Source organism: Streptomyces sp. NBC_01571 (assembly GCF_026339875.1).
Taxonomy (GTDB): Bacteria; Actinomycetota; Actinomycetes; order Streptomycetales; family Streptomycetaceae; genus Streptomyces.
Genome location: NZ_JAPEPZ010000001.1, coordinates 1,308,032 through 1,327,944 on the forward strand (window position 1 = coordinate 1,308,032; position 19,913 = coordinate 1,327,944).

Sequence of the window (19,913 nt, forward strand, 5' to 3'; positions counted from 1 at the left end):
GGCCGTACGGTCACCGGTCCGGCAGGGTGAGGGTGCGGGATTCCCCGGGCGCTACGGACACGGTGCGGTCCGCCAGGGCGATGTCGATCGGATCTTGGTCGGAGGCGGGCACGTACATCCTCAACTCCCCTGCTGTCAGACGTATTTGAACCCCACGATGACCGCGGTAGCAGATCGCGAAGCCGTACTGGGACAACTCCGGCAGCGGCACCGGATCGAGCCGCAGCACGCCGCCCCGGGTCTCCAGACCGGTCAGGCAACGCTGGACGAGATCAAGGGTGCCGGCCATGGCACCGAGGTGGATGCCCTCCCCCGTGGTGCCGCCCTGCAGATCGGCGATGTCCCCGGCCAGGGCCTCGTGTACGAACGCCCACGCCTCCGCGCGCCGCGCCCTGGCCAGCACCCACCCGTGCACCACGCTGCTCAACGTCGAGCCGTGACTCGTGCGGCGCAGGTAGTGGTCGACGGTGCGCCGCCAGACAGTGTCGTCCACCTCATGCCCCAGCCTGCGGAACAGCCCGCCGAGTTCGGCGGGCGAGAAGAGGTAGCCCAGCATCAGGACGTCCGCCTGCTTGGACGCCTGGTAGCGGTTGACGCTGTCACCCTCGGCCTCCAGGATCCGGTCGAGCCGCCGGATGTCGCCGTACCGTGTCCGGTAGCCGTCCCAGTCCAGCTCCCGCAGTGCGCCGTAGCCCTCGAACTGGCTGACCACCCCGGCGTGGAAGGGCACGTACAGCTTCCGGGAGACCTCATGCCAGCGGTCGAGTTCCGCCGCGTCGAGGCCGGTGCGCTCGCACAGGTCCCGGCGCGGCAGTTCGGGCAGGTCGTAGAGAACGTCGAGGGTGCGGGCGATCACCCAGGCGGCGGTGACGTTGGTGTACGCGTTGTCGTCGAGTCCAGCCCGCTCCGCGCCTGGGTAGGCGTCGTGGTACTCGTCGGGGCCGACGACGCCACGGATCCGGTACCTGCCGAGCGTCCCGTCGTACACCGCGAGGCCGCTCCAGAAGCGGGCGATCTGCACGAGCATCTCGACGCCCTTGGTGTGCAGGAACTCGGTGTCTCCGCTCGCCTCGCAGTACTGCCACACGTTGTACGCGATCGCCGAACCGACGTGGTGCTGCAGCCGTGAGTGGTCGGGAAGCCAGCGGCCGGAGCGCGGGTTGAGGTGCAGTTGCTGGGTCTCCTCCCGGCCGTCGCTGCCGCTCTGCCACGGGTACATCGCACCGGTGTGACCGGCGTCGGCCGCGGCCCGGCTGGCCTGCTCGAGGCGGCGATGGCGGTAGGTGAGCAGGGCGCGGGAGACCTCGGGGAAGTGCAGGTTGAGGTACGGCAGGACGAACAGCTCGTCCCAGAAGACGTGTCCGCGGTAGGCCTCGCCGTGCAGACCGCGCGCCGGCACGCCGACGTCCAGCTCCGCGGTGTGCGGGGAGAGCGTCTGGAGCAGGTGGAAGAGGTGGAGCCGCAGCACCGGGCCCGCACTGTTCGGCACGTCCAACTCGGCGTTGCGCCAGAGCTGTTGCCAGGCCGTGCGATGGGAGTCCAACAGTGCCTCGAAGTCCGGAGCGCGGCCGACCCGGTCGAGAGCGGCGTGCGCGGGGTCCTTGATGGCCGGGTCGTGGGAGGTGTGCAGGGCGACCGTCTTGTCCACGGTGACCGTCCGGCCGTCGGTCAGGGAGAGCGGCAGCAGCTGGGCCGCCCGCGCGTCTTCGTGTGCGTCCAAGGTCCGGACGGGTGCGTCGGTGGTCGTGCGCGCCGCCAGGCCGATCCTGATGTCGGAGGTGTTGGTCCGGCAGTCCAGCCAGATCGTGTCCGGCGCCGCGGTGCCGGTCCGGAGGTCCGTGAGGTGTCGGGAGGCGAGGGAGCGGTACCTCTCCACTCCGGTGTTGGCGACTCTCCCGTCGAGCGCCGTCTCGACCTCGATCTCCCCGGACCAACCCTGAGCCGTCAACTCCATGCGCAGCAGGGCCAGATGCGGGTCGGCCATATGGACCAGCCGTACCTGCCGTACGGCGAGGTACCGGCCCACACCGTCCTCGACGTACTCGTAGCGCAGGGTGCGTTCCAGCGTGCCCGCGCGCAGGTCCAGGGTCTGACGGTGGTCGAGAACCTTGTGGGTCTCGGGCGTGAGCCAGTTCCCTGAGGCGGTGCGCACTCGAAGTGGCAGCCAGTTGGGGAGATTGACCATGTCCTCGTTCTCGACCCGGTGGCCGGCCACATCCGAGATCAGGCGGTTGTAACAGCCTGCCACGTACGTCCCCGGGTAGTGGACGGGGTCCGCCTCGCATTCGGGAGCCGCGCCCCGGGTGGCGAAGTAGCCGTTGCCGAGGGTGCACAGCGCCTCGCGCAGCCGCTCCTGCGCGGGCTCGTAGCCTTCGTACTCCCAGGTCCAGTCGGGCATCCTCAGTCCTCTTTCCGTGTGAGCAGCTCCGCGAGGTCCTCGACCACCAGGTCCGCACCATGCTTCAGGAGGGCGGTTCGGATGGCTGGGGTGCGGGCGCGGTCGACGCCCACGACGAGACCGAATCCGCCGCGTCGCCCGGCCTCGACGCCGGCGAGGGCGTCCTCGACGACGGCGGCGTGTCCGGCGGGAACCCCGAGGCGACGGGTCGCCTCCAGGAAGAGAGCGGGGTCGGGCTTCCCGGGGAGCCCCAGCCGAGCGGCCTCCCCGCCGTCCACCAGGGTGTCGAACAGACCGCGTACTCCGGCGTGTTCGAGGAGTTCGCCCGCGTGGCGGGAGGCGGAGGCGGCGGCCAGCGGGATCCCGGCGGACCGCAGGGCGCGCAGCAGACGGACCGTGCCCGGGTAGGCGTCGACGCTCCCGGCGCGCAGCTGCTCGGTGAACAGCAGTTCCTTGTGTGCGGCCACGGCCCTGACCTCGTCCTCGGAAGGTCGCAGGCCACGGGCTTCGAGGAAGGCCGCGGCGCCGTCGAGGCGCGACTTCCCGTCGACGTAGCACAGATATTCATCGCGTGGGTCGAAGGGGCGCTCACCGCGTGGGCCCAGAAAGGCGTCGAAGGCCGTCTTCCACGCCGCGGCGTGCACCCGCGCGGAGTCCGTGATGACCCCATCGGTGTCGAGGACCACGGCCCGCGTCCCCCGCAGCGCACGGGGTACGCGGGCCGTGCCGCTCCGCTCCGCGCTCATCAGGCGTCGGCCACCAGTGCGGTGAGGTCGAGGAGCCGGTTGGTGTAGCCCCACTCGTTGTCGTACCAGCCGAAGACCTTCACCAGGGAGCCGTTGGCCTGGGTCAGAGCCGGGTCGAAGACGCAGGAGGCGGGGTCGCCGATGACGTCCCGGGAGACGATCGGTGCCTTCGAGACACGGAGGATGCCGTTCAGAGGTCCCTCCGATGCCTCGGCGAAGGCGGTGTTGATCTCCTCTGCCGTCGCCGCCGTCCGCAGAACCACCGCGAGGTCGGTGAGCGAGCCGTCCTCGACGGGCACGCGCACCGCGATGCCGTCCAGGGCACCGGCCAGTTCCGGTACCACCAGCCCGACGGCGCGGGCGGCTCCCGTGCTGGTCGGGATGATGCTCAGGGCCGCCGACCGGGCCCGGCGCAGGTCCTTGTGCGGGCCGTCCAGCAAGGACTGGTCGTTGGTGTAGCCGTGGATGGTGGTCATCACGCCGCGCTCGATACCGAAGGCCTCGTGGAGCACCTTGACCATGGGCGCGACGCAGTTGGTGGTGCAGGAGGCGGCGGACACGATCCGGTCGTTGTGCCGGTCGTAGGTCCCGTCGTTGACGCCCATGACGATGGTGGCGTCCGCGTTCTTGCCGGGCGCCGACAGCAACACCGTGTGGGCGCCGCCCTTCAGGTGCAGGGCCGCGGCGTCACGGTCCCGGAAGCGGCCGGTGGATTCGATGACGACGTCGGCGCCGTAGTCCGACCAGTGAAGGGCCGCCGGGTCGCGTTCGGCGGAGACCGCGATGCGTCGGCCGTCGACGGTGACAGAGCTGTCGTCGTGACTGACCTCGCGTCCGATGTGTCCGAACGTGGAGTCGTACTCCAGCAGGTGGGCCAGGGTCGCGGGCGGGGCGATATCGTTGACGGCGACCACTTCTACGTCCTGGGTGCCCGCCTCCGCCCGGTCGAGTGCCGCGCGCAGATACGTGCGGCCGATGCGGCCGAAGCCGTTGATGCCGACGCGTACGGTCATGGCGATGAGCTCCTTTGCGAGTGAGATGTCTCAGCCGGTGTCGGGGTGGGCGGTCAGCCGGTCCAGGTCCGGTCGGCGACCTCGGGCAGGTCGGTGCCGTGTTCCCGGATCCAGGCGTGGTGGCGGGTGCGCGTCGACGACGTTCACGACACGCACGGCGAGACCGGGCAGCAGCCGGCGCAGCAACTGGGCCGCGGCCAGGACCTCCAGGGTGGGGACGTCACCCGCGCAGGCCAGGACGACATCCGGTTCGCCACCGTTCTCCGTACCCGCCCACTCCCAGACTCCGGCACCGCGGGCGCAATGGGCGCGGGCCTCGTCCATGGACAGCCAGTCGAAGCAGGGCTGCTTGCCCGCGACGACGACATTGACGTAGTCACGGCTGCGCAGCACGTGATCGGCCACCGACAGCAGGGTGTTGGCGTCCGGCGGCAGATAGACCCGCACGACCTCCGGGCTCTTGCTGAGGACGTGGTCGACGAAACCGGGGTCCTGGCTGCCGGGCAGCACGATCAAACCGGTGTCCGGGTATCCGGGCCCCTGCCGTCGTCGCGCTGTTACGTGCGGCCGCCGCGCGACCCTCGGACGTACGTCCGCCACCGCACAGCAACCCCCTGATCCGCTCATCCGCGCTGCGGTACCACGGCGACCGGGCAAGCGGAGTGGTGCAGGACCGCGTGGGCAACCCGACCGAGTTGGAGCCCGGCGTGTCCGTCGCGCTTCCTGGCGCCGACGACGAGCAGGTCGGCGTGGGCCGAGGCGTCCAGCAGAACCCGGCGGGCGGTCCCTTCGACGGTGCTGCGCCGCAGGTCGACGTCCGGGTGCTCCGCTGCGGCCGCGCTCAGCACCGACGCCAGGACCTCCACGGCTCGTTCCTCGTGCAAACGGGCCGGTTCACCCGCGAACAGCGGGTGGTCGGTGCTTTCATGCGCCGGGCATCGCCAGGCCCGCACGGCCTCCAAGGCGGCGCCGCGGATCTCGGCCTCCTCGAAGGCGAAACGCGTCGCCGCCGAGTCGTGCGGTGCCTCCCCGACTCCGAGTAGCACGCGCCGGTGATTCCCGGCCCTCGCCTGGTTGTCGTGGTTGCCCCGCAGCACGATCACCGGGCAGGCCGCACGGCCGGCTACCGCGAGACTGACCGAGCCCAGCAGAAGTTCGGCCAGGCCGCTGCGGCCGCGCGACCCGATGACCAGCGCGGAGGCGGTGTGTGCCTCGTTCAGCAGGACGCTCACCGCGTCGTCGGGCAGGACATCGGTACTGACCTTCACATCGGGGTCACGGCGCTGGGCGCGCCGCGCGGCGGCCTCCGTAATGTTGTCCGCCATCACCTGCTCCGAGGGCCTGCCGAGGCCTTCGGCCGGCGCAGCGCCCTCGTAGCGCTCCCACAGCGAGGCGTACACCAGGCGCAGCGGTACACCGCGCAGCGCGGCCTCGTCCGTCGCCCAGTCCACGGCGCGCAGGCTGGACTCCGAGCCGTCGACGCCCACGACCAGGGGCAGTTCCACCGTCCTCACCGTCCTTCATTGAAGTCGAAGACGATCCGGGCCTTGACGTGACCGCGCAGTACCTCGTCGATGGACTCGTTGACGGAGACGAGGGGCCGGGATTCCCGGATGACCCGGGTGCGGCCCGCCGCGTGCAGTTCGAAGACCTCGGTGAGATCTTGCCGTGTACCGACGATCGAGCCGATCACCGACGTGCCGTTCAGGACGGTGTCGAAGATCGGGACCTGGATCGTTCCATGAGCCGGGAGGGCCACCATCACGAGCTTCCCGCCGCGCCGCAGTCCCCCGTACACAGCGGAGAACGCGGCTTCGTCCACCGCGAGCGCGATCGCGGCGTGCGCGCCACCGAACCGCTTGAGCACCTCGGCCGGATCGTGGGTGCGGGCGTCGATGACGAGGTCGGCGCCCAGTTCCGACGCGAGTTCGAGCTTCTCGTCAGTGACATCGATGGCCGCCACCGTCGCCCCGGCGATCTTCGCGTACTGCACTGCCAGATGCCCCAGTCCCCCGACTCCCGAAATGGCAACAACCTGAGCGGGCCCGACTCCGGCGACCTTGAGCGCCTTGTACGTGGTGACGCCGGCGCAGGTGAGCGGGGCCGCGTCGAGCGGGGAGATCCCGTCGGGCACCGGCTGAGCGAAGTCGGCCCGGGCAAGCATCTTCTCGGCGTATGCGCCGTCGCACCCGTACCCGGTGTTGACCTGCTCCTCGCAGAGCGTCTCCCAGCCGGACAGGCAGTGCTCGCAGCGTCCGCAGGCGGAGCCGAGCCAGGGCACCGCGACGCGCTGGCCGAGCGCGAGGTGAGTGACACCTGTCCCCAGGGCCTCGATCAGCCCCACGCCCTCATGACCGGGAACGAACGGCGGATTCGGCTTCACCGGCCAGTCGCCGTGCGCGGCGTGGATGTCGGTGTGACAGAGCCCCGAAGCCTCCACCCGGATGCGGACCTGGCCGGGGCCCGGCTCGGGATCGGGACGCTCCTCGATGACCAAGGGCTCACCGAACGCTCGTACGACTGCTGCCTTCACGGGGTCTCTCCTCGGATGGTCGTTAGCGTCAGGTGGTCGTCGTTCCGGTTGGTCAGTCGTGAGGGACGACAGCGACGGGGGCCGTGGCGTGGTGCAGCACTGCGTGCGTGACCGGCCCGATGTGCGCGCCGAACGGAGAGCGGCGGATCCGGCGGCCGACAACCACCAGGGACGCCTCGCGCGAGGCGTCGACCAAATGGTTGGCCGCCTTCCCGGACAGCGAGTCCTCGACGACGTCCACCGTCGGGAACTTCTGTCGCCACGGCCGGAGCACTCCGGCCACGGCCGCCGCTTCCTCCGCTCCGAGCTGAGCATTCAGCTCCAGGTCCGGGGGCATCCCGTACGCGATGTAGGGCGGCTCGTTCCAGGCATGGACGACCCGCAGCGAGGTATTGCGCAGGTGTGCGGCCTCGAAAGCGAAGCCGATCAGGGTGTCGTCGGGGCCCGTGGTGTCGAGCCCGAGCACGACGGGCCGCGAGGGCGGGGCGTCGGATCCGGTGTCAGAGGTGCCCGACGGCCGGGTCGGATGCTCGCCGACGCCCCGGCCCTCGCCCCGTACGAGGACCACGGGGCGCTCTGCGTGCGCCACCACAGCCAGCCCGACGGAGCCGACCGCGAAGCCGCCCACCCCGCTCAGGCCACGAGATCCGAGCACCAGCAGCTCGGCGTCCTTCGCGGCATCGATCAGCAGGTCGGCGGGCCGGCCCGTGACCTGTTCCACGTGCAGGTCGACCTCCGGGTGGGCCTCCCGCAGACCAGCGGCCGCCTCGCGCGGTACGCGCTCGGTCCAGTGCTTGTGGGTCTCAGGGCCGAGCAGAGGAGCCAGGGCCATGGGTTCCGGAACCGGCTCCCAGACGTGCACCAGCTTCAGCGGCAGCTCACGAAGCTGCGCCTCGCGGGCCGCCCATTCGGCGGCGGCACGGCTCTCGGACGAGCCGTCGAAGCCCACGGTGACAGTGCGGGCCATGCTGTTCACCTCCTGAACCGGGATCGCTCGATCCCGGTTCCAGCGTCGGGTCATGGTGGGTTGCGGTGCAGGGGCCGCAGGTCCCCGGAAGAGGCCGTTCGGCCCTAGGTCGTGTTGCGAAAGTCCCGCCTGCCTCGCGGCGCCTGGCACGCCCTCTCGCCGCACCGGGCGAAAACCCGGGTACGTCCAGTACGCGGGCTTCCGCCCGGCACGCCGAGAGCACGCACCAGACGCCGCGAGGCCCGCCCTCCGGGCGGACGACGGGACTTTCGCAACACGCCCTAGGTCCCGAGTCCCGTGGGGGCGGGTGACCCCTTGTCGGGGACGGCCGTCCCCTCCCGCGGTCAGCGCAACCAGCCGTTGTTCCGGACGATGGGCAGCTTGGCCCAGAGCTTGCCGACGCCCAGGGTGTCGCCGGCCGCTACCAGCGCCAGAGCGACGAGGACTACGGCGTAGACGAGGTGGTAGTCCGCGAACGGGTTGCTGGACATGCTGGCCGAGCCGTCGGAGAGGTGCTTGGCGGGCGGCCACTCGGCAACCCACATCAGCGCCATCATCGCCGTGCCCGCGACGGCCGCGAGCCGCAGCGCGAAGCCGCCGACGAGGGCCAGTCCGATGCCGAGCAGACCGGCCATGAACAGCCAGTCCGCCCAGGTGGCGCCGGCCCAGGAGTGGAAGGTGGACTCCATCGGTCCGGCGGCGACGCCGCTGAGGAAGCCCTTGGTCGGCGAACCGCCGTCGATCCAGCCCTTGCCGGAGGGAGTGGCGTAGCCGAACCCGAAGGTCTTGTCGAGGAAGGCCCACAAGAAGACGAACCCGGTCAGCAGCCTGAGGGAAGCGAAGACGTAGGCCCGTGCGACGGCCGTGTCGCTGCGCGCCGATTCCACGGACTCGGACGTCGACGATGCCCGGTCCCTGCGGAACGACGACAGACGGAATCCCGCACTCCGGTGAGGGTGCTCGTGCATGGCCATGATGGTGGTCCCTTCAAGGGAATCGGCGAGTGTCGGATCCGTGCCCGACAGCGACCACTCTGGTGGCGGCGGTCCGGTCCCACCGGATGCCGAAAGGCCGTGCCTGTGGGGCTGAACGGCCCTATCTGACAGCCTCGTTGGGCTCGTCGCACAACGGGTTCGCGGCACTGCGCCGAAGGCCTCGCCAGGGGCGCCTGCCTCCGACCACAGGGTTCACCGCTTCTTTCAATTCCGGCGGCAGAGGCCCTTCGTCCCCTGCCCGGCGTGCTGCTCCCGAGGTGTGACGAGAGGGAAGGTTCCCAGCGCACCCCCGCAACCGCCGGATTCGGAGGCATGCCATGAACCGCCGCATCCCGTGGGAGCTCTTCGGCCGCGCACGCACCTTGCACATCGCGGTCGTGCGCTCCGCTCAGGACGAGGACTAGTGCCGCGCCCCTTGACCGCCCCCGTGTCCCCCGTGTCCCAGCCACTCCTGGTAGGCGGATACGGCCGTGGGCAGCGTCGGGAAGATCCGCTCGACACCGATGGCCCCGGTCAGCCCGTAGGCGTCGAGGTCATCGCGCAGGTCCTGTTTGACGCGGGCGAGCGCGAAGACGATGCGGCGCTTCTCGAACTCCTGACGCAGGGCGTCGACTGCGTCGAGTGCGGTGATGTCCACCTCGACGATGGCCTCGGTGTTGAGGACGAACCAGTCGACAGGACCGTCGTGACGGTCGGCTGCCGCGAGCGCTCGCCGCTTGAAGTCCTCGGCGTTGGCGAAGAACAGCGGCGAATCGTACCGATAGACAAGCAGGCCGGGGACCATGTGGGCCTGCGGATAGTCGTCCACGTCGTGCATCCCGGCCAGGCCCGGGACCAGTCCTTCGATGGCGTCGTGCGGCCGGGCCACCCGGGTGAGCAGCTCCGCGACGGAGAGCCCGACCGCCACAAGCACGCCGTACAGGATGTCCAGGGCGAGTACCCCGATCAGACATCCCAGGGCCAACAGCAGCTCCCGGCGTCGGAAGGCGGCCAGCCGTCGGAACCCCGCCAGATCCATCATGCGGACGGCGGCATAGACGACCAGGGCGCCCAGGACGGTCGTGGGCGTGTGCGCGAGGAGTGGGCTGAGGAACAGCAGTACGGCCAGGACCGCGGCACCGGCGACAAGAGAGTACGCCTGGGTGCGGCCCCCGGCCGCGTCCGCGAGAGCGGTGCGACTGGCGCTGCTGCTCACCGGGAGGCCGTGCAGCACGCCCGCACCCAGGTTCGCGGCCCCCAAGGCCAACAGCTCCTGGTTTGGGTCAAGTTCGTCGCGATCCGAGAAGGCGCGCGCGGTGAGGATGACATCGGTGTAGCCGACGAGGAGCACGCCAAGAGCGGGCAGTACCAGGCGTGGCAGGTCACCCGGCGTCGGCAGCCCTGCGACAGGCAGCCCGGCCGGTACCGTGCCGATGACGGCGATGCCGTGATCTCCCAGTCCGAAGACCGCGACGGCCGCCGTCCCGAGAATCAAGGCCAGCAGTGGCCCAGGGACCCGGGGGCAGAACCGCGCAACCGCGAAAAGGAGCACGATCGCCGCCACAGAGAAAATCACCGTGGAAGACCGAGCCGTTCCCAGGTTCCTCACGAAGGACATCAGTTGCGGAAAGAACCGGGAACCTGAGGTGCTGACACCGGTCAGTTTGGGCAGCTGGTCGACGATCATGATGAGTGCCACGCCCGTCATGTAGCCGACCAGAATCGGCCGCGACAGGAGATCGGCGAGGAAGCCCAGTCGGGCCACCCATGCCACCAGCAACATCACTCCGACCACGAACGCGAGTGCGGAGGCCAAGGCCGCGTACCGGCCGGGGTCGCCGGCGGCGAGTGGTCCCACCACCGTGGCCGTCATCAGTGCGGTGGTCGACTCCGGCCCGACCGACAACAGCCGCGACGATCCCAGCAGCGCGTACACCAGCAGGGCGGGGAGGATCGCCCACAGCCCCACGACCGGCGGCAGCCCCGCGAGGCCCGCGTAGGCCATGACCTGCGGAACCAGATACGCCGCGACGGTCACGCCTGCCAGCAGGTCGCCGCGTAGCCACGGTCGGCGGTAGCCGGCCAGCACAGCGAGCCCGGGAGCAAGTCGCCGCACGAGACCGCCGCACCGTTCCCCGGCGGACACACCCGGGTGCTCGGACATGGGGCTCCCTTCATCGCCCCTTTCAGCATCGCCCCGCGTACCTTCCGCGGCGAGGGCCTGCCCGCCCTCGCCGCGGAACGCTCAGGACCGATGCGTCAGGGTCCCTTCGTCAACACGAACGTTAGGTCTTCGGTCGTGGAGTTCCCCGGCTCGGATGACGCGTCATCTCGTGCCAGGGCCACCGACTGCAGCGCAGGACACCCCTGTGGCCTGGACCGGCGGCGCGATCCGGCGCAGGCTGGAGAGGAGCGAGGGACAGCGAGGGCCACACCCCTGCCGCCCTCTCGGACGGCGCAGCGGGGCGGCTCTGCGTGCGAGGCGTATCCGCCCCGTCCCTCACCTCGGAGCAGGAGTGATCACGATGGAAGCCAAACAGTGGTCCGTTCAGATCTACATATCCGAGGACGGCGACGCCACCCACGCCCGTGCCGTCCTCACCACCCGGGACACGGCGGCCATCACCGGCAGGGGCGTGGCCCGGCGCAACCCGGGCGACCGCCCGATACCGGAGATCGGCGACGAGCTCGCCGCCAGCCGCGCCCTCGATGATCTGGCCATCCGGCTGCGCGACGTCGCCTCCGCCGACATCGTGCAGCTGACAGGACCCGCCGATCCGTCCAGGGCCGGCTGGTGAGGGAGTCCGAACGGAACAGAGATACGGCATGCCTGCCGTACGCCCATGCCGACGCCGCCATCCCCTCACGCACGTCGCCCCTGCTCCGTCCACTTCCTCGACCCGCCATCGCCTCCGCACGACATCCTGAGGAGGGGACCATGCACGCCAGCCGCTACACCGTGAGCGACGTGATGACCCACACCGTCGTAGCCGTCAGCCGCGACGCCACCTTCAAGAAAATCGTCGGGGCCATGGACGAATGGAAGGTCAGCGCCGTGCCAGTCCTGGAGGGCGACGGCCGAGTCATCGGTGTCGTCTCGGAGGCCGATCTTCTACCGAAGGAAGAGTTCCGTGACACCGTCCCCGCCCTGTCTCAGTCCCCGCCCGCTCCGGACCAGGCGACCCCTTCCACCCGGCTGAGTGCCCTCACCGACCTCGCAAAGGCGGGAGCCGTGACCGCCACCGAGCTGATGACCACCCCTGCTCTCACCATCCACGCCGACGCCACTCTCCCCGAGGCTGCCCGCATCATGGCCCGGCGCGGGGTGAAGCGACTACCGGTCATCGACGGTGAGGGCATGCTCAAAGGCATCGTCAGCCGGGGCGACCTTCTGAAGGTCTTCCTTCGCTCGGATGACGATATCGCCGAGGAAGTCCGGCACCAGGTGGTCCCCTACGTCTTCGCCGATCCGGCCGAACCGGTGCGGGTGCATGTGAGGGACGGCGTCGTGACACTCACCGGGAAAACCGACGATCCCTCGCTGACAGCCGTGGCCGCCCGCCTGGTTCAGGCCGTCGAAGGCGTGGTGGATGTCGAATGCGACCTCTCCGGCCGCTCGGTGGCGCACCCCTCGCCACCAAGCGACCCACGGTGAGTGACTCGGACGCATGCCGCGGCCTTGCGGTCGCCCGTCTTGCACCATGACACGCGGGACCGACAGTTCGCATGGACCTCCCACCCCGCCTCGCGCACCGCGTCTCTTCCTCGGCCTCGGCGGCCGTCCCGCCCAGGCGGATCAACACTGGCCCAGGGGGCGAGCGTGCTACTGACCCTCGCCCCGCCTTCGGAGCCCGGCGGGCCCCGCGGTCCACAGCTCCGGGCGTGGTCGGCGACAGCGTCACTGCACGGCCCCCACACCCCAGTCGCCCACCAGGCCGGTCGGCTGAAGCCGGGGCCGACCGGCCCCTGGAGCCGCAGCGCGGACCATCGCAGAGTGGAGGGGAAGACATCGGACGAAGGAGGTGGGAGTCATGCAGCACCGGATGGTGAGCGATCTGATGACGACTTCAGTCGTACGGGTACGGCAGAACACCGGCTTCAAGGAGATCGCGAAGCTGCTCGCCGAGTACGACATCACGGCGGTGCCTGTCGTGGACGATGACGACCGGCCCGTCGGCATAGTTTCCGAAGCGGATCTCCTACGCAAAGAGGCGGGACAGCTGGACCCCGAGGGGCTGCTGCCAGTCCTTCATCCGCGCCCAGCCGAACGGGCCAAGCAGGCGGCGACTACCGCCGGAGGCCTGATGAACAGTCCGTCCATCACGGCACGGCCGCAATGGACGGTCGTGGAAGCCGCCCAGGTGATGGAGCGCTATCGCGTCAAGCGGCTCCCGGTGGTGGACGAGGCCGACCGTCTGGTGGGGCTGATCAGCCGTGCCGACCTGCTGCGGGTGTTCCTCCGCAGTGACCATGCCATCCGGGAGGAGATCTCCAGGGATGTCCTGGTCCGTACGCTGGGCATCGCCCCCGACTCGGTGACCGTGCATGTCGTGGACGGCCGGGTCGTCCTGAGCGGAACTGTCGAACGGAAATCACTCATCCCCGTCGCCATGCGGTTGTGCCAGGGCGTGGACGGGGTGGTGGACGTCACCCAACAGCTGAGCCACCGAACGGACGACACCGCAGACACCTTGCGAGCCAGCTCACCACGGCGAGCTCAACTCGCGCCCTGAAGTGCGCCGCCCAGCGGCCCGCCGACACGGCGTCGTGCACCCTTCCGCACGTGGGCTCGTGTGCGGCGCCGATCTCCGGGGCCTCGCCTGTATGCGCCTGTGAGAACGACTTGCAACCAGCTGGAAGTGCCCTGGCCCAAGCCGCGTAGACGTGTTCAAGATCCGGGGTCATGGCCCTCGTACGTGCTGGACGCGCGCACCGCTCAGTTCCGCCAACCGCACCCCTTGCCCGAGCAACGAGATCCGTCGTGGCTGACGAGCACGTCACCGTCCAGAACCAGCGGAACCACCAAGGGCAGGGGTGTTCGGCCCTGTGGGGCGGAGTTATGGGCGAAGCCCGGCGACGGTCCACGGCGCTTACGGGCTTCAGTGGGCAGGGGCCGTGCGCAGCCCTCACAGAGCGGGCAGCGAACGCGCACGGCAGGAGCGCCGACCGGGGGTGCCGTTGCTTTTCTCCGGACGGCGTTTGCCCGGTTCAGGAGTCGATAAGGGGAGGCCGGCCGTCGGAGGCGAGTCGGGCCGGCGGTCCCGCGGCGAAGCGGGCGTGGAAGGCAGGGTACCGGCGAAGGCGCAGCCAGCTTCGCTGACGGTTGGACAGCGAGTGGCTCACGGAGTCGGTTCACTTGGCCGCAGCACCGGAGGGTCTAATCGTGGCATATGGCAAGTGCGTCGGGACATAGGTCGCTACGGAGAGTGCTTACGTGGGGCGCGCTACGCAGGGCCTGGCTCAGGTGTCCGTCCTCGGCCTGGAACCTCGGTTCGGCGAGCCCGGACGAACCCGAGCCCGCCTCGGTGTCGTTTCGGACGCACCATCAGCGAGTTCAGCTGCAAACCCTCCTGGGGAAACTCGAACCCGCGGCCTTTTGCCGTCTCTGGAAGACGTTTTGCGCCAGCTCGGCAGGCAGTCAGTCCGGGGCGGCACGATGGCTGCTCCCTGTGTCGAGGCTCTCGACGAGGCGGCTGTGTCTGTTCGTCGGGATCCTGGGACGCCATGCCAAGCGGGACACGTTCCGAACAGGCTCCACAGTGACGGGGTCCGGTGTGTGCCGGGCCCCCGTCTTCTCGTGAGTTCAGCGGCGGACGCTGTTCTCGGCCTGGGGACCCTTCTGGCCCTGGGTCACATCACACGAACGACAACTCGTAAGAACAAAGTTAGTGCCGCGTCAGGCAACGTCCGCCCCGTCTTGTGTTGCCCGGTGTGCCTTGCGGTGGGGTGGGCGAGCTGGAAGGCTCCCGGTCATGCCGATGTTGGTCAGGGCTGCAGAGCGGGACGACGTGCCCGCACTTGTCCGCCTGCGTGTTGCGAATGCTGAAAGGCATGTCCAACTCGATCCGGCCATCTACCGCGTGCCCGACATAGAGGCCGTGCGCAGGCATTTCGAGGAGGTGCTTGCGGCCGAGTCCAAGGTGCTGGTCTTTGTCGCCGAAAGGGTGGGCGAGGTGGTGGGCATGGTGGAGGTCATCCTGCTCACGGATCCCCCGGACCATCAGATCCTGGCTCCCCGCCGCGCAGCCGAGATCCACACCGCAGTCCTGGACGGGCATCGTGGCAAGGGTGTCGGGGCTGCCTTGCTGATGGCGGCGGAGAAAGCCGCCGCGGATCGCGGTGTCCTGGTCATCTATGCCGGCATCTTCGCACCGAACAAGGGAGCCGTCCGCTTCTACTCTTCGGCCGGCTTCGGAACGCGTGGAATCCTGCTGAGCAAGAACCAAGGTGCGCCCTCGGCAGGCTGATGCGTCTCGGCCGGAGAGCGGGTGGCCAGTACCTATGCGACCCGGGCCACGACCCTGCGGAGTCGTTCGCCAGATGATGTAGCGGCGGATCATGCTCCCCTGAGCCTCCACCGCCCCGGCAGCGCCCGCTGGCAACGGTGAACGCCCTGAAAGAAGACGTCCGTTGGAACCGACTCTGCATCGGTCCCAACGGCCCCGAAAGAAGACGTCCGGTGGGAACGACCCTGCATCGGTCCCACCGCACGTCCCGTTCCCTAGCGGTTCTTGCGTGCCGCTGACAGCCGTGGAGCTGTCCACAGGGCGATGAGGGCGACAGCCGAGACCGCCGCCGCTATCAGCAGGTCGGCGCTGACGCCGGCGCTGTCGACGGTGACGCCTCCCAGGAAAGCGCCTGCGGCGAGGGCGAGTTGGCTGGCGGAGATGAAGAGGGCCAGTCCGCTGTCGGCCTTCTCACCCATCGCGTCCAGGATCCACAGCTGCAGTCCCAGCGGCATCGCACCCCAGGCCAGGCCCCACAGCCCGACCAGCACGACCGCGCCCGGGGCCGTCGTTCCCATCAGCGGGAGCAGCGCCAGCGATGCGACCAGCAGGATCACTCCCGCGGTGAGCGTCCCCCTGATGCTGCGGGCCGCCGTCATGCCCGCGGCGAAGTTCCCCACGATCCCCGTGACTCCGAACAGCAACAGGACGGGCGTCGTCAACGTGTTGTCGATGTGGGCGAGGTCGTGCAGCGCGGGCGACAGGTAGGTGTATCCCGCGAAGTGGCCGAAGAAGACCAGAACCGAGGCGATCACGCCGGCCCGGGCCCTGGGCATCTTGAAGAGAGTCAGCAGCGACCCGAACGTGACAGTGTGCTGCGCCGGCATCCGCGGGAGGGTGAAGAACTGCAGGGCGAGGGTGGCCAGAGCAAGGCCGGCGATGATCAGGAATCCCGCGCGCCAGCCCAGTAGGTCACCGGCCAGGGAACCCAGCGGAAGGCTGGCCACGGTCGCCAGGGTAATACCCGACGTGATCACCGAAGCAGCCCGGGGAACGACCTGTGCGGGAACCAGCCGGGGGGCGACGCTGACGCCGATCGTCCAGAACCCTCCGACCGCCACGCCCAGCAGCACTCGCGCGACCATCAGCACGGAGAAGGCCGGGGCGAGTGCTGCCAGCAGATTGGACGCCACGAGCAGGACGCTCAGTGACAGCAGGATGGCCCTTCTGTCCACCCGGGCCGCGACCACGGTCAGCAAGGGCGCGGAGAGTGCGGCCATCAGGCCCGGGGCGGTCACCATGAGTCCTGCCGTCCCCTCCGACACATGAAGGCTCTTCGCCACGTCGGGCAGCAGACCGATCGCGAGGAACTCGGACATGACCAGGGCGAATGCGCCCGCCGCGACGGCCCACACAGCCACCCAGTCGGTCCCACCGGAGGCCACGGACGGCACATCCGCTCGGGCGCGGTCACCGAGAGCCGGTCCAGTGCCCGGCTCAGAGGTTGTTGAGGAGTTCATGTTCGTCTTTCGGGAAGGGGGGCGGGGCCCGGTGGGGTGGAGGGAAGGTCGGCTCTCAGTCCTCGAGGGCGGGGTAGTCGGTGTATCCGCTCGCGCCACCGCCGTAGAAGGTGGCCGGGTCGGCCTCGTTGAGCTCCGCGCCGGTGCTCCAGCGGTGGACGAGATCAGGGTTGGCGATGTACGGACGGCCCACGGCAACGACATCGGCCAGGCCCGCGTCGAGGATCCCCTGCGCGGACTCCTTCGTCGTGACCTGTGCGAAGCCGTCACTGGCGATGAAAGGTCCCGAGAAACGCGTACGCAGCTCCTGGATCAACGCGTCGGCCGGGTCGGCGAGCGCGTGGAGGTATGCCAGGCCCAACGGGGCGATGCCGTCGAGGAGCGCCCGGTACGTGGCAGCGGTCTCGGCGGTGTCGTCCTCGAGGGCGCCCTGGATGTTGTGCGCGGGAGAGATACGGATCCCCACCCGCTCCGGCCCTATCGCGTCAGCGACAGCCCGGGCGACCTCCACGACCAGCCGCGCCCGAGCTGCCGGGGACCCTCCGTACTCGTCGGTGCGCAGGTTCGTGGAAGGAGCGAGGAACTGGTGCAGCAGGTAGCCGTTCGCCGCGTGCAGTTCCACGCCGTCCAGGCCGGCCTCGACGGCGGATCGGGCGGCGTGCACGAACTCCTCGACCAGCTCGGGCAGTTCGTGTGTCTCCAGCGCCCTCGGGACCGGGTAGGGCTGCATGCCCTTCGCGGTGAAGATCTCGTCCGGGGCCGCGATCGCGCTCGGGGCCACCGTTTCCTGGCCGGGCTTGTTCTCAGGGTGCGCGATGCGGCCCGCGTGCATCAGCTGCACGACGATGTGACCGTTGCGCGCGTGAACGGCCTCCGCGATCAGGCGCCACCCCTCGATCTGCTCGGGGCTGTGGATTCCCGGGCTGTCGAGGTAGCCCTGGCCGCGCGGGCTGGGCTGGGTCCCCTCGGCGATGATCAGGCCGGCACCGGCCCGCTGCCCGTAGTACCGGGCACTGATCTCCTGCGGCACCTGCCCCTCGCCGGCCCGGTTCCGGGTCATGGGCGCCATGGCGATGCGATTGCCCAGGACCCATTTCCCAACGGTCACCGGCTCGAACAGGTTGGTCATCGAAATCTCCTTCTACGTGTACTGCTCGGGGAGGCATCCGGCAGGGGAAGGGCGGACGTCACCGCATGGTGCGCAGGCCCCTGGCCGGAGGCCGGGCAGCGCCAGGCAGCACCTGACGCCCATCGGTCGGACGGCTTCGGACTCCGCCCGGCACGAAAACCGAAGTAACTTTGTTTGTTTCAGCGAGGGATGCGACTGCACTGTTGCCACACCGAGGCGGCAACAGGAGTTGCAATCAAAAAAAGTTGCGACTGAGACCGCGGAGTGGCCCGAGCCGCCCCGACTGACGGCGAGTTGGCCGCCGCCGAACCAGAGCGGTGCACGTCAGTCGACCCGCCCTGCTCCATGACAGGAGGGCTTCACGTCCGACATTCCGCGCCACCTGCGGACAGACCCATGGCTGCGGGGGATTTCAGCATCCAGCCTCGCGCACCTGCATCACGCGCGCCCTGGCCTTACAGGCCGGCGATGCTGTCCTGCACGGACTTGCCCCACGCCACACCTTCAGCGTGCGTGTTGGCGAAGTCCGGGTCCACGTAGATGTGGGTCCGCTTGATGAGTTCACCCTCGAACTCGAAAACGTTGCAGAACAGTCCGAAAGAGGAGACGCCGTCGGGGAAGTCCACACCCGATGTCGTCGTTCCGTTCTCCGCGCCCTCGACGATCACGTAGTTTCCGGACGACAGCACGGTGAAACCGTCGATCTCATGCTCGAGCGACGCGATTCCCCGGCCGAGGCCCTGGGCGAACGCGCCGATCTGCGCCTTGCCGACGGCGAAGCCGAACTTCGGGTAGAACATCTGGGCGTCGTCCGTGAAGATGTCGATCACCGCAGGATTTCCGGCATCGACCATGCGGAAGTAGTTGATGACAATCTCTTCGCGGCGCTTCTGAAGATCGCTGTTGCCGTTCACTTTTCCTCCTGTTGGATGTTCTGCGTATTCGCGTGATTTCTTCCGCGGGCGCACATGTACGCCCCGCCGTCCCGGCAGAAGGGTGCTTCCGCATACCGGCCGTGGATCGTGGACCGACAAGGTCCACGGAGTCGTCGCATCAGCCCCGAGGAGGCCAGCGGGACTCGCTCCGATCATGACCCTGCACGGTCTCCCTGTCGCCTCGTGCCGACGTTCAGGGTGTGCGCCCCAGCTAATTTTTAACCGAGCGGTTAAAAACCTAGGCGAGAGGGGTGGATCTGTCAAGAACCTCCAGGTCGACCGACATCCCCCGCCGGGGGCGGGCGAGGCGGGCGGCCGTCACGGAGCCGCGTACCAACGGGCTCGGCAACCGTCAACGGCCTCCACGGACGACCCTGAAGCGCACCTGGCAGCCGAAGCCCGCCCCTGACCTTCTTGACGGGGCGGATCCGCCCCGGTTACATTTCTAACCGATCGGTTAAATATGGTGCACGTCGCACCGCTCCCGGGAGAGGGGGCGACGATTCGGCGTCGCGACACGGCCGCTGCACGCGCCGACCGATCCCGTGAGCGCAAGGTGCCGCGCGAAAAAGCAGCACCTCGAAAAAGCGACGCCCACCAGGAGCCACAGTGAACAGCAACAGCGATCGCCAGAAGAAGTACGAAGAGATAGCCCTCAGCTATTTCCGCCTGGTGGACCAAGGTGACCCGGCAATTTTCGACCTCTTCACGGACGACGCCCGGATGTTCTTCCCGAAATTCGGCATCGCCACCGGCAAGGCGCAGATCGCAGCGTTCGCGCGGGGATTCGCCGGTGCGATTGCCTCGATTCGGCACGACGAAGCCGGGCTTCACGTAATGGCGTCCGGGAACCATGTGGTGGTCGAGGGAGCAGGCAAGGGAACCCTGACGTCAGGGGCAACGTTCCCCGACGACGATCCCACCAGTGGGATGTTCTGCAATGTGTTCGAGTTCGAGGGCGAACGCATCAAGCGCCTCCACATCTACGAAGACCCGGACTTCGCACGCACCCACACTGACGGAGTGAACTGGGGCAACTCGGTGCGCGAAAGCCTGTAGGACCAGGAGCACCGGCCCGATCAGGCGGCCAGAACCCGACCAGGCGGCCAGAAAGGGCAGCGCCATGCGGGCCCCCTCGCGCCGTACGGCCACGAGTAGAGGGAAAGTCGGCCGACGAGGTCGATCGAAACCCCCGGGGCAGACAGGGATGGGCGGGCCGGTGGCCCGCGAGCCGTCTCGCGTGTGCGCCGGA

General features: G+C 69.1%; 16 protein-coding genes and 1 pseudogene. 5 read left to right on the forward strand and 12 right to left on the reverse strand.

Going from position 1 to position 19,913, the window contains the following annotated elements:
* Nucleotides 1–10: 10 nt before the first annotated feature.
* The 9 genes and pseudogenes from OHB41_RS05975 to sulP all read right to left on the reverse strand — a co-directional run bounded on the left by OHB41_RS05975 (nucleotide 11) and on the right by sulP (nucleotide 10,795).
* Entirely contained in the window at nucleotides 11–2,398 is a 2,388-nt protein-coding gene (locus OHB41_RS05975) for a glycoside hydrolase family 65 protein (RefSeq protein WP_266696892.1), read from the reverse strand.
* A gap of 2 nt (nucleotides 2,399–2,400) precedes the next feature.
* Nucleotides 2,401–3,144 carry an HAD family hydrolase gene (locus OHB41_RS05980; RefSeq protein ID WP_266696893.1) on the reverse strand — a complete coding sequence of 248 codons (744 nt, stop codon included), beginning with the start codon at nucleotides 3,142–3,144 and terminating at the stop codon, nucleotides 2,401–2,403.
* Nucleotides 3,144–4,157, reverse strand: a complete 1,014-nt coding sequence (gene gap, locus OHB41_RS05985) for a type I glyceraldehyde-3-phosphate dehydrogenase (RefSeq protein WP_266696894.1) — start codon at nucleotides 4,155–4,157, stop codon at nucleotides 3,144–3,146. Before gap ends, OHB41_RS05980 begins: the two co-directional genes overlap by 1 nt.
* A 93-nt stretch (nucleotides 4,158–4,250) precedes the next feature.
* Nucleotides 4,251–4,652 (reverse strand): annotated as a pseudogene (locus tag OHB41_RS05990) (phosphoketolase family protein); the annotation flags it as partial.
* Between the two features lie 128 nt (nucleotides 4,653–4,780).
* Entirely contained in the window at nucleotides 4,781–5,662 is an 882-nt protein-coding gene (locus tag OHB41_RS05995) for a universal stress protein (RefSeq protein ID WP_266696895.1), read from the reverse strand.
* 5 nt (nucleotides 5,663–5,667) lie between these two features.
* A complete protein-coding gene (locus tag OHB41_RS06000; RefSeq protein WP_266696896.1) occupies nucleotides 5,668–6,690 on the reverse strand; it encodes a zinc-dependent alcohol dehydrogenase in 1,023 nt (340 codons plus the stop codon).
* A gap of 52 nt (nucleotides 6,691–6,742) precedes the next feature.
* Entirely contained in the window at nucleotides 6,743–7,657 is a 915-nt protein-coding gene (locus tag OHB41_RS06005; protein WP_266696897.1) for a universal stress protein, read from the reverse strand.
* Nucleotides 7,658–8,001: 344 nt separating this feature from the next.
* Complete coding sequence (locus OHB41_RS06010) at nucleotides 8,002–8,631, reverse strand: hypothetical protein (protein ID WP_266696898.1); 630 nt, start codon at nucleotides 8,629–8,631, stop codon at nucleotides 8,002–8,004.
* A 421-nt stretch (nucleotides 8,632–9,052) separates the two neighbouring features.
* Complete coding sequence (sulP, locus tag OHB41_RS06015) at nucleotides 9,053–10,795, reverse strand: SulP family inorganic anion transporter (RefSeq protein ID WP_266696899.1); 1,743 nt, start codon at nucleotides 10,793–10,795, stop codon at nucleotides 9,053–9,055.
* A 361-nt stretch (nucleotides 10,796–11,156) separates the two neighbouring features.
* On the opposite strand from sulP, the gene OHB41_RS06020 reads away from it, so the two are divergent.
* The 4 genes from OHB41_RS06020 (at nucleotide 11,157) to OHB41_RS06035 (ending at nucleotide 15,098) form a co-directional block, all read left to right on the forward strand.
* The gene (locus OHB41_RS06020) at nucleotides 11,157–11,429 is read left to right on the forward strand and encodes a DUF1876 domain-containing protein (RefSeq protein WP_266696900.1); all 273 of its coding nucleotides are present in this window, start codon (nucleotides 11,157–11,159) and stop codon (nucleotides 11,427–11,429) included.
* A 140-nt stretch (nucleotides 11,430–11,569) separates the two neighbouring features.
* Entirely contained in the window at nucleotides 11,570–12,286 is a 717-nt protein-coding gene (locus OHB41_RS06025; RefSeq protein ID WP_266696901.1) for a CBS domain-containing protein, read from the forward strand.
* Between the two features lie 376 nt (nucleotides 12,287–12,662).
* On the forward strand, nucleotides 12,663–13,364 hold the full coding sequence (locus tag OHB41_RS06030) for a CBS domain-containing protein (protein ID WP_266696902.1): 702 nt from the start codon (nucleotides 12,663–12,665) through the stop codon (nucleotides 13,362–13,364).
* A 1,239-nt stretch (nucleotides 13,365–14,603) separates the two neighbouring features.
* Entirely contained in the window at nucleotides 14,604–15,098 is a 495-nt protein-coding gene (locus OHB41_RS06035; RefSeq protein ID WP_266696903.1) for a GNAT family N-acetyltransferase, read from the forward strand.
* Between the two features lie 254 nt (nucleotides 15,099–15,352).
* Here the strand turns inward: OHB41_RS06035 and OHB41_RS06040 are convergent, their stop codons facing one another.
* The 3 genes from OHB41_RS06040 to OHB41_RS06050 all read right to left on the reverse strand — a co-directional run bounded on the left by OHB41_RS06040 (nucleotide 15,353) and on the right by OHB41_RS06050 (nucleotide 18,640).
* Entirely contained in the window at nucleotides 15,353–16,498 is a 1,146-nt protein-coding gene (locus tag OHB41_RS06040; RefSeq protein WP_266696904.1) for an MFS transporter, read from the reverse strand.
* A 154-nt stretch (nucleotides 16,499–16,652) separates the two neighbouring features.
* Complete coding sequence (locus OHB41_RS06045; protein WP_266696905.1) at nucleotides 16,653–17,726, reverse strand: alkene reductase; 1,074 nt, start codon at nucleotides 17,724–17,726, stop codon at nucleotides 16,653–16,655.
* Between the two features lie 455 nt (nucleotides 17,727–18,181).
* A complete protein-coding gene (locus OHB41_RS06050; RefSeq protein ID WP_168525821.1) occupies nucleotides 18,182–18,640 on the reverse strand; it encodes a nuclear transport factor 2 family protein in 459 nt (152 codons plus the stop codon).
* A gap of 630 nt (nucleotides 18,641–19,270) precedes the next feature.
* On the opposite strand from OHB41_RS06050, the gene OHB41_RS06055 reads away from it, so the two are divergent.
* Nucleotides 19,271–19,720, forward strand: a complete 450-nt coding sequence (locus OHB41_RS06055) for a nuclear transport factor 2 family protein (protein WP_266696906.1) — start codon at nucleotides 19,271–19,273, stop codon at nucleotides 19,718–19,720.
* Nucleotides 19,721–19,913 lie beyond the last annotated feature (193 nt).

Bases quoted from the DNA above. Each gene is read 5' to 3' on its own strand.
- OHB41_RS05975 (WP_266696892.1), bottom strand. From the start codon at position 2,398: ATGCCCGACTGGACCTGGGAGTACGAAGGCTACGAGCCCGCGCAGGAG.
- OHB41_RS06035 (WP_266696903.1), top strand. From the start codon at position 14,604: ATGCCGATGTTGGTCAGGGCTGCAGAGCGGGACGACGTGCCCGCACTT.
- sulP (WP_266696899.1), bottom strand. From the start codon at position 10,795: ATGTCCGAGCACCCGGGTGTGTCCGCCGGGGAACGGTGCGGCGGTCTC.
- OHB41_RS06025 (WP_266696901.1), top strand. From the start codon at position 11,570: ATGCACGCCAGCCGCTACACCGTGAGCGACGTGATGACCCACACCGTC.
- OHB41_RS06010 (WP_266696898.1), bottom strand. From the start codon at position 8,631: ATGGCCATGCACGAGCACCCTCACCGGAGTGCGGGATTCCGTCTGTCG.
- OHB41_RS06045 (WP_266696905.1), bottom strand. From the start codon at position 17,726: ATGACCAACCTGTTCGAGCCGGTGACCGTTGGGAAATGGGTCCTGGGC.
- OHB41_RS06030 (WP_266696902.1), top strand. From the start codon at position 12,663: ATGCAGCACCGGATGGTGAGCGATCTGATGACGACTTCAGTCGTACGG.
- OHB41_RS06020 (WP_266696900.1), top strand. From the start codon at position 11,157: ATGGAAGCCAAACAGTGGTCCGTTCAGATCTACATATCCGAGGACGGC.
- gap (WP_266696894.1), bottom strand. From the start codon at position 4,157: ATGACCGTACGCGTCGGCATCAACGGCTTCGGCCGCATCGGCCGCACG.
- OHB41_RS06005 (WP_266696897.1), bottom strand. From the start codon at position 7,657: ATGGCCCGCACTGTCACCGTGGGCTTCGACGGCTCGTCCGAGAGCCGT.
- OHB41_RS05980 (WP_266696893.1), bottom strand. From the start codon at position 3,144: ATGAGCGCGGAGCGGAGCGGCACGGCCCGCGTACCCCGTGCGCTGCGG.